8 protein-coding genes are annotated in these 8385 nt (G+C 42.0%); 3 read left to right on the top strand and 5 right to left on the bottom strand.

Annotated elements, in window-relative coordinates:
• From OGM63_RS01545 to OGM63_RS01555, 3 genes are all read left to right on the top strand, one after another.
• Positions 1–321 (top strand): hypothetical protein (locus OGM63_RS01545; protein ID WP_263743740.1); only part of this gene is annotated, 321 nt, incomplete at its 5' end.
• A 96-nt stretch (positions 322–417) separates the two neighbouring features.
• A complete protein-coding gene (locus OGM63_RS01550) occupies positions 418–2214 on the top strand; it encodes a DUF1565 domain-containing protein (RefSeq protein WP_263743741.1) in 1797 nt (598 codons plus the stop codon).
• 362 nt (positions 2215–2576) lie between these two features.
• Positions 2577–3044 carry a DUF29 domain-containing protein gene (locus OGM63_RS01555; protein ID WP_263743742.1) on the top strand — a complete coding sequence of 156 codons (468 nt, stop codon included), beginning with the start codon at positions 2577–2579 and terminating at the stop codon, positions 3042–3044.
• Between the two features lie 176 nt (positions 3045–3220).
• On the opposite strand, the gene OGM63_RS01560 is transcribed toward OGM63_RS01555, so the two are convergent.
• The 5 genes from OGM63_RS01560 to OGM63_RS01580 form a co-directional block, all read right to left on the bottom strand.
• The gene (locus OGM63_RS01560) at positions 3221–3415 is read right to left on the bottom strand and encodes a hypothetical protein (RefSeq protein WP_263743743.1); all 195 of its coding nucleotides are present in this window, start codon (positions 3413–3415) and stop codon (positions 3221–3223) included.
• A gap of 135 nt (positions 3416–3550) precedes the next feature.
• Positions 3551–4735: a caspase family protein gene (locus tag OGM63_RS01565; protein WP_263743744.1), complete on the bottom strand. Its 1185-nt coding sequence runs from the start codon at positions 4733–4735 to the stop codon at positions 3551–3553.
• 418 nt (positions 4736–5153) lie between these two features.
• Positions 5154–5648 carry a DUF6174 domain-containing protein gene (locus OGM63_RS01570; protein ID WP_263743745.1) on the bottom strand — a complete coding sequence of 165 codons (495 nt, stop codon included), beginning with the start codon at positions 5646–5648 and terminating at the stop codon, positions 5154–5156.
• A gap of 131 nt (positions 5649–5779) precedes the next feature.
• Entirely contained in the window at positions 5780–6613 is an 834-nt protein-coding gene (locus OGM63_RS01575) for a hypothetical protein (RefSeq protein WP_263743746.1), read from the bottom strand.
• Positions 6614–6728: 115 nt separating this feature from the next.
• Positions 6729–8237 carry a DUF1565 domain-containing protein gene (locus tag OGM63_RS01580; protein ID WP_263743747.1) on the bottom strand — a complete coding sequence of 503 codons (1509 nt, stop codon included), beginning with the start codon at positions 8235–8237 and terminating at the stop codon, positions 6729–6731.
• Between the last annotated feature and the right edge of the window lie 148 nt (positions 8238–8385).

Raw genomic sequence — 8385 nt, forward strand, 5'->3', positions numbered from 1 at the left:
ATTAGTGCTTTCATCGTTACAGCCAGCATCTTTCAGATTTGTATTCTTTTTTGCATCGAAGTTGGTTATTTATTAAAAAATGGGCAATGGGCAATGGGCAATGGGCAATGGGCAATCGGTAATGGGCAATGGGCAATGGGCAATAGGCAATGGGCAATGGGCAATGGGCAATGGGCAATGGGCACGCTCGAATTAAACAAGTTTGGTGATGAAAGAGTGCGCTTTCTAATACGATTCTTTCCATGCCCCATGCCCCATGCCCCATGCCCCATGCCCAATGCCCAATGCCCCAGTCCCCAATCCTTCATTACTTTGTATTAAAAGTAGCCAATAAGTCAATATCTGGGTAATATTAGCGACATACTAGCCGTTGTCGGAGTATAAAAAATTAATCTTGGTTGTAAGGAGTGCGATAAATTGATTTCCCCCCTAGTGTTTCCTAACTATCGTAAAGCAGATATGCTGCCACCCAAGGCGATCGCCTTTGACTACAAACCAGATTCTTGCTTAAAATTAGCAATACTTTTGGTTGTTCGTTCCTCTATTTTGTGTTTTACCCTTAGCGTAGGCGTGGTAACTACAGCATTGTTGGGTATTGCCGACACAGCCATAGCTCAACCATCCGCACCAAATCAGATGCCTATGGGTGAAAAAACAATGTCTCAGGTTAATGTGCTGTTTGTCAACCCAAGTGTCGGAAATGACAAACTAGGGAATGGTGGTGAACGCGCACCCTTAAAAACAATTACCCAAGCGCTCCAACAAGCCAAACCCAATACTGTAATTATGCTATCCATTGGTACTTACAGCACCCAAACCGGAGAGGTATTTCCTTTAATCCTCAAAACAGGAGTGTCAATTCAAGGAGATTCTCGCAACCTAGGACGCGATCTGGAAATTCAGGGGGGTGGTGATTACCTCAGTCGCAGCTTTGGTGGACAAAATGCCACAATTGTCGGAGCGAACCAAGCCCGATTAACTGGGGTGACAGTGACGAACCCCAATCGCCGTGGTTACGGCTTGTGGATTGAATCGAGCAATCCTATAATCGTTGAAAATACTTTTACTGGCAGTACACAAGATGGTATTTCTGTCAATGGTAACAGTGCGCCCAGTATTAGCAAAAATTATTTTTATCGCAATGGAGCGAATGGAATCACCATCAATGGTAATTCTCATCCGGAAGTGCGAGAAAATGTCTTTGAACAAACGGGTTTTGGGATTAATATTGCCAAAAATGCGACGCCAATGATAGTAGGCAATCAAATTAAGAATAACAGAGCCGGAATTGTTGTCCAGGCCAATGCTCGCCCAATTATACGGAATAATGTAATTGAGGGCAGTAAAGAAGATGGGTTAGTAGCGATCGCCTCTGCAATGCCAGATTTAGGTAACGCATCCGAAGCCGGTGGTAATCAGTTTCGCAATAATGCTCGTTATGACATTAACGCCCTTGCGGCAAAACAAGTAATTACCGCTGTTGGGAATAACTTGGAGCGCGATCGCATCGCTGGTAAGATAGATATGCAAGATGGAAGTGCCATCGCTTCATTACCCAACAATCTGGCACCTCCAACTTCCGCAAATCGAGAAATCACCTTCGATGCACCCGGAGTATCCGAAACTCCTAAATTAAAACCGTCATCACCTAGACCCAACATTCCTTGGGGACGCTTGAATCCCCAACTACTGCCACTACAAAGCATTAATTCTCCGCTTTCCGTGGCTTCTACAAATCAACAGCAACCCATCTCTAAACTTGCGGCGTTTCCTACTCCTAGCAGCTTACCAGGCTATCGGGAATCAGTTTCTGCGCCATCGACCATCGCAACTAACGCAGTGATGCCACAGTTGAATTATGTGCGAGTTGATCCCAACACAATTGAGTTTAACGCACCGCAATTAGAAGCGACTTCTGTCAGCGATACGCCAAACGTGAGCGCACCTGAAAACCCAACAACAATGTATCGCGGTCAATCGCCTTTGTCTATGGGCGTTAGCCAAACCGGTTTGCGTTATCGAGTAATAGTGGAAATAGCAAATCAAAGCGAGCAAGAAAGAGTGCGATCTATTGTTCCTGGTGCTTTCGCTACGATTTGGCAAGGTAGGGGAGTCATGCAAGCAGGAATTTTTAGCAGTCGCTATAACGCAAACGAAGTGCTGAAACTTCTCAACAGAAACGGTTTGAGAGGAGTGATTTCGCCGACGAATTAAGCTTGTATTATTGGATGTGCGCGATCGCTCTTTTTTCGTGATTCTTAATTATGAGATGACGGAGCTATGAAGTGCGATCGCTCCCAATACAGTTGGTGTTAAGGAATTGGTGGTAAAAAATTGTATGTATGTAGAGACGTAGCTAGCTTACGTCTCTACGAGGATTTGGGGCTTAACACCAACGGTATTGCGATCGCCCCTTTTTTATACTCTGCTCTCACAAGCGTCTATCGGGACTTACAGCAGTTTTCATGTATTTAGACTACACTCAAGTTTTCTGTATTTCTTCCTTTGCGGCTTTGCTCCGAGTGCGATCTGCTAAAAATAATGTGGTTCATTTTGTTTGGAGTTAAATTTTACAAATGTCTAACACGCTATACGATCGCGATCTTCAGTTGTGGATTTCGCAAACCATCAGTCAACTAAAAAGTGGTGAATTTGAGACGTTGGATATCGAGCATTTGATTGAGGAACTAACAGGTTTGGGAAAATCAGAAAAGAATGCTCTGAGAAGTAATCTCAAAATCTTGTTAATACATTTACTTAAATTGAAGGTTCAGCATCACGTTCCAGATCCGATGAAAAGTAGTTGGTACAGTTCAGTGCTGGAACATCGTCAGCGGGTTCTCGATAATTTGGCAGATACTCCTTCGCTCAACAGTTTTTTGATAGAAGCACTGGAAAGAGCTTATCCTGATGCTCGTAAAGGAGCGATTAAGGAGGGCAAACTGGCTAAGTTTGGTGTTCGTATCCCAGAAGATAATGAATATCCAACTACTTGCCCTTTTGCGATCGCGCAGATACTAGATGAAGACTTCTACGGGCTATAGTTTTCAAAAAAGGGAAAGTGTCGCTGCATACTGCAAGGAAAAGGTTGTTACACTCACATCTTGCACCAACGTGTTAATATTGAATTGTTATGTTTTTATAAAACTTAACTTTTGTCGGAAAAACACGAAAAAAGTTGGTTTTTTAGCCTGCGTAGGCAGGCTTTGTTTGTATAGCCTCACCCTTCTAGGGTGTAGGTGCAAGATATAAGTACATCGAGTTGATCTTGCACAGTCCAGGTATCGCTTTGATCGACGATAGACAGATTTTGCTGCATTAGTTCGTTGAGGATCAAAGTTGCCAAGCGTAACCGCTCAGTTGGTGAAAGGGTGCAGACAATTTGATTGTAGATTTGTTGGAAGGTCGTTGACACGGCAAATCCTCCTATTTTTTACAAGAATGAAAATGATGAGGAAAAAGCGATCGCCATGTTTCTATCGATAATTCTTAATTATGAGATGGCAAGGTTAGTTCAGGCGATCGCCTCTTTTTTATATTCTGCGAACCCTCACTTAGTCTGACGTCGTAGTCTTTCTACTTCAGCCCTTTGATCGGGAGTTAAAACAGCTTCCATTTGTTGTTGCGATCGTACCATGATTTGCTGCAATTCAGTCTGCTGTTGTGGAGTAAACTTCAGAGCAGTAAAAGCTTCACGACCGGACTTACCAGTTGACAGCGCTGCTTTGAATTGTGCGTCTTGCTCTTCTGTCAGCAATTGCTCAATTTGCTTAAGGACGTTAGCACGAATTTGCTCAATTTGAGTTTGTTGTCGTTGTGTAAGTGAAATTGTCGGTTTTGCTATTGGGTCAGGTAAAGTAGGGGAAATTGTCGGTTTTGCTATTGGGGTGGGAGGGGGAGTATTAGTAGCAGTAGAAACTGGATTGAAAGAAAATTCGCCAATTAATGAGGAAGAGTCCCAAGGTATTTGCCCCTTCTTTGTTTCTTCAAATACACCTTGCCGAACTTTTTTAAATAAAGTTTCTATAGGAATATTTGGGGTTTTAATATATTTTAATAAATAAGAAGTAAAAGTACCATTTTTACTGCCTCCATCAGATGCAACTGCTCCTGGTCTAGTAGCAAAAGCAATATAAAAACCTGACGCTGCTTGTATAGGAGCTAAACCCCGTGCGGCAGTGCTTCTGTTCCATCTTCTGCTAAATGGATTATTACGACAAGCATCTAAAATAATGATATTGGCATCTGTTTTTGACTCTTCCATTATATTTTGTACTTCCCCAACAGGAAGAGCTTGATACCTAACATCTTTCTCTGCAAGAAGTTTGGCATCTGTCGGAATTAAATAGTTTTCTCCATCGACTTGAACTCCATGTCCTGCATAATAAAAAACTCCGACACTACCTTGAGCTAATTTAGACTTAAATTTATTTAATGCAATATCGATTTGTTTTTTATCAGCATCTAAAACTTTGATGACATCAAAACCAAGCTCTCCCAAAACTTTACTCATATCTTCAGCATCATTTCTGGGATTAACTAATTCCAGTCCTGGTAAATAACGACTGTTACCAATAACTAATGCCACACGTTTTGGGCTGGCAACAGCTAGTAACTTTTGAGCAGGAGGGAGAATTTGAGATTGCGCTTGGTTAGTTGGTACAAATATTATATAAAACGATAATGGTGTTAATACAATAGCGCCGATGGTTAAAAGCGATTTATAATAAAGCATAAAGTAACTTTGTATAAACCGGAAATTAATTTAAATGAGCTAGATAACAGGTATTTTAGTATGTTATCCGCTCGTTTAGCTTAGGACTTACGCAAAAACTCTCTTAAACTTTTATTCCTTGGCTTCCTTGGCTTCTTGGCGGTTCGTTTTTTGGTAATTTTGCGTAAGTCCTATAGCTAGTGGAATACCAGAATACGGTCTCTGTCAATACGGTTCGGATAAGAAAATTCGAGAAACCAAAAACCTTGACCAGACGCAAGGGTATCGCGTCTCTACATGCCCTAAATCACCACGGAAAATCAGACGAGGGAACCGTATTGGGGTCTATGTCTTTTCTACATACAGCACCCTATCGCTTTAATGGAATACACACAAAGACGTAGCATTGCTACGTCTCTACGTCTTTTCTACTAGATGGCTATTGGATTATTTGAAAATTTTCAATGGTGAGATAGACTTCCTCATCAGCCAACTGGCTACTGTAATCGATATCAATTTGGGTTGGGTAGCTTAATCTGTGATTGTATCGAACATTTAGGCTGTATGCTCTACGGTCAATAGCATCTTGAATTACATCAAAAAGCTTGGGAATCGTATTGTATTGCTGGAAAAATTGTGGATCGACTGGTTGATCGGTGGCAACAGAAGTGATGGAAGTTGTTTGACCGTTACGTACTTCAATAACTACCGGTCCTCTGGCGTCAGGTAAGCAAAAACAACTATTGCTAAGTGTATAGCGATAGTTGGAAATATTCCGCTGATTCCACAAATTTCGGTTAAATTGGAACCGCCTCAAATTCAAATTACTTACTGCTGGCGATTGTGATCGATCTATGGGAGATTCAGATAATACTGGGGTGTTCAAACCTAAAAACAGCATTAGCCCGATATTAATAACAACAGGTAAGCGCATATAAACCTATTTATTAGAAATTTGCTAAATATTTTACTCTCCCCAGATTTAATTCACAAGATATTGGTAATAATTTGTTAAGAGTGCCCCTAAATATTTTCACCCTCCGTTTCTTATTGAACGTAAGATCGTTATGGCTTTTCCCTCCTGATTGCTTTTAGTTTTGATGTGAACAACTCAGAGCGATCGCTTGTTTCTGGGGTGAATTGTCCAATAGGTGGATGATTGGCAGCAGGTAAACACAATGCCTCTTGATTCAAAGAAGATGTTTGGCTGACAAGATGCTCATCAGCGGTTTTTATGAGGCTTAATGCATAAGTCTGCTGATGCCCAAATGAATATTTAGACACTCCAGTTGTGGAAGGTGGCAAAACGTTTTCCGTCTCTGTACTTTCCCGTCTTTGTTCCTGTAAGAGTGGCTTTTCTTGACTCATCACTTGTATCGGCTGATTATTGTTGTGCCGACTATACGCAGTATTGACCCTTGCAGCAGTCGCTAAATTGTGAGTTAGAGAATTTGCGGTTGGTGGTAATTCTGGAGTATTGTCTTTATTCTCAGATAAAAACGGTGAAGTTAGTGAAGTTAAGCTTTCGGGAAATTTGCTGCAAATCAAACGTTCAAATTCCATGTTGAAATGAAAAATTGCCTGTCCGCGTCGCTGCCAAAACGTTAAGATTTGCTGAACTGAAAACGCTTTGTAACGACCTTGATATAATGCTTCAATCACCGCTAAGTGTAGCCAATTAACTGGGTACTGAGTTTGCCAACGGTTAACTAACTCACTGGCGCTGTACCCACTCAGGTCAAAACTATAGTGAATTAATAAGGCCGTTGCCAAGTCGAGCCACTCGTGTGTTGGGGTTTGGGAGTCACCGTTCATCTGCGTCTCCTCAAGGCGTTGAGCGCTGTGACGCCCGGTTGAGCGATGTGGTGTGGCAGAGGTGTCCAGGGTTGTTGTAAACATCTGGCTATCAGCTTCTGGCAATAGGTATAAAGTTTCAACCCATGCATATAGCCTCGAAGTGCTTTTAGCTACAGGGGAAGTTACCAAGTGCTTTTAAATTTATAGGAAGTGTTTTTTATTCTACTTGCCAAATGCCTTCATTTGAAACGATATAGGGTGATTTTATCAAAGGAGATTTTTTGATAGCGACTAATGCTTGGTAAACCATTGCTGCTACTTCGGCTCGTGTGGCAAAGCGAGAAGGCTCGATTTGCTTTGGGTTTGGGTAATTAACTACGATTTTTTGTTGTGTGGCAGTTGCAACTGCTGTACGGGCATAATCAAGAATGGTATTACGGTCACTGTAACAGAGTAAGGCATCTGATTGTGCCGGTGGTAGCTTCAGTCCGTTAACTAGAGAGACAATTACTTGTAGTCGCTGGACATTTTCATGGGGACTGAAAGTGCGATCGCTTTTTCCACCGACAAAACCACCCATAGCGGCAATTTGAATCGCATTATAAGCCCAAAAATCCTTGGGGACGTCAATAAAATTCGGTGCTGGGTGTCTGGGAGTGGGATTAAATGCTGCCGCTACTAAAGCTGCATAATCGGCACGAGTCATCGGGTTATTTGGGGCAAAAGTCCCATCAGTCAAGCTGTTAATCAAATTCTTGTTTGCTAATGCTTCCACAAAATCCGCTGCCCAATGTCCTGCCATATCCGAAAAAAGTGTCCTAACTACTTGGATATTTTTCTTAACAGCGATCAACTCCACCAGCCCCTTAACTTGTGCCGGATTTAACTCATTACCTACCGAAACCAATTTTTTTGACGTGGCATTTTGTAAATCAAATTTACCGTTATCGCGAAAAATATTTTCGCCATTGTCTTGTTTATTACCTAAATTTGGAAGAGCATTACCATTGACGAACACTCCTCCTTGGGTATTATTGGCAATTAGATTTTGACGTAGGACGGGTTGCGCTTGTCGAGAAAGAGCGATCGCTGTCCGATTTTCTATGAGTTTGTTCTTTACAAGCATTGGGGCAGCAGAGTCACTAATCGCGATGCCAATAATGTTTTTTTGAAAAATATTCCGCAGCACTTCCCCTTTGCTATTACCAGCCATCACCAAGCCACTGACAGCGTTTTGCACAAACACATTATCTAGAATTGCAGGTTTAGCACTCCCCGTCACAAACAAAGCTTCCCGACCACATTTGGTAAAAGTATTATTAACCAAAGAGGGTGCGGTCGATTCAATCCAAACACCAGTGCCTTTTGCGGCTGTATTTGCCACCGTCACACCCATGACAGTCGCTTCACCTAGCAATAGCAGCGTGATATTTTGCCATCCAAAGCTTTGGCTTTGATATGCACCACTGCCTGAAATCACAATTCCTCGACCTTTAGTGCCTTCGTTACCCACCACCAACACCCCATCGGGGATCAATAGGGGAAATACTTCTCCAGTGAGAGAATTGTAATTTCCCACCGCTAGTTGAATAATTGTAGATTTTGTGCTTAGTTTTAAAGCACGGCTAATGGTTTTCAACGGACTGAACTTGGAGGAACCTGGATTTTTATCATTCCCAGTCGCAGGATTAACGTAAAGTGTTTTAACGACAGTCGAGTTCACCATATAGTTAGTAGTCAACAGTTAAGCTTAAAGTTTGATGTTCGCAACTCGGAGTTTGATGTTCAAAACTCGGAGTTTGATGTTCAAAACTCGGAGTTTGATGTTCCCAACTCGGAGTTTGGTGCTAATAAAGCTCAAATTCCCCTCCCCC

It is taken from the genome of Plectonema radiosum NIES-515 (genome assembly GCF_025753815.1).
GTDB classification, from domain to species: Bacteria; Cyanobacteriota; Cyanobacteriia; order Cyanobacteriales; family Nostocaceae; genus Hassallia; species Hassallia radiosum_A.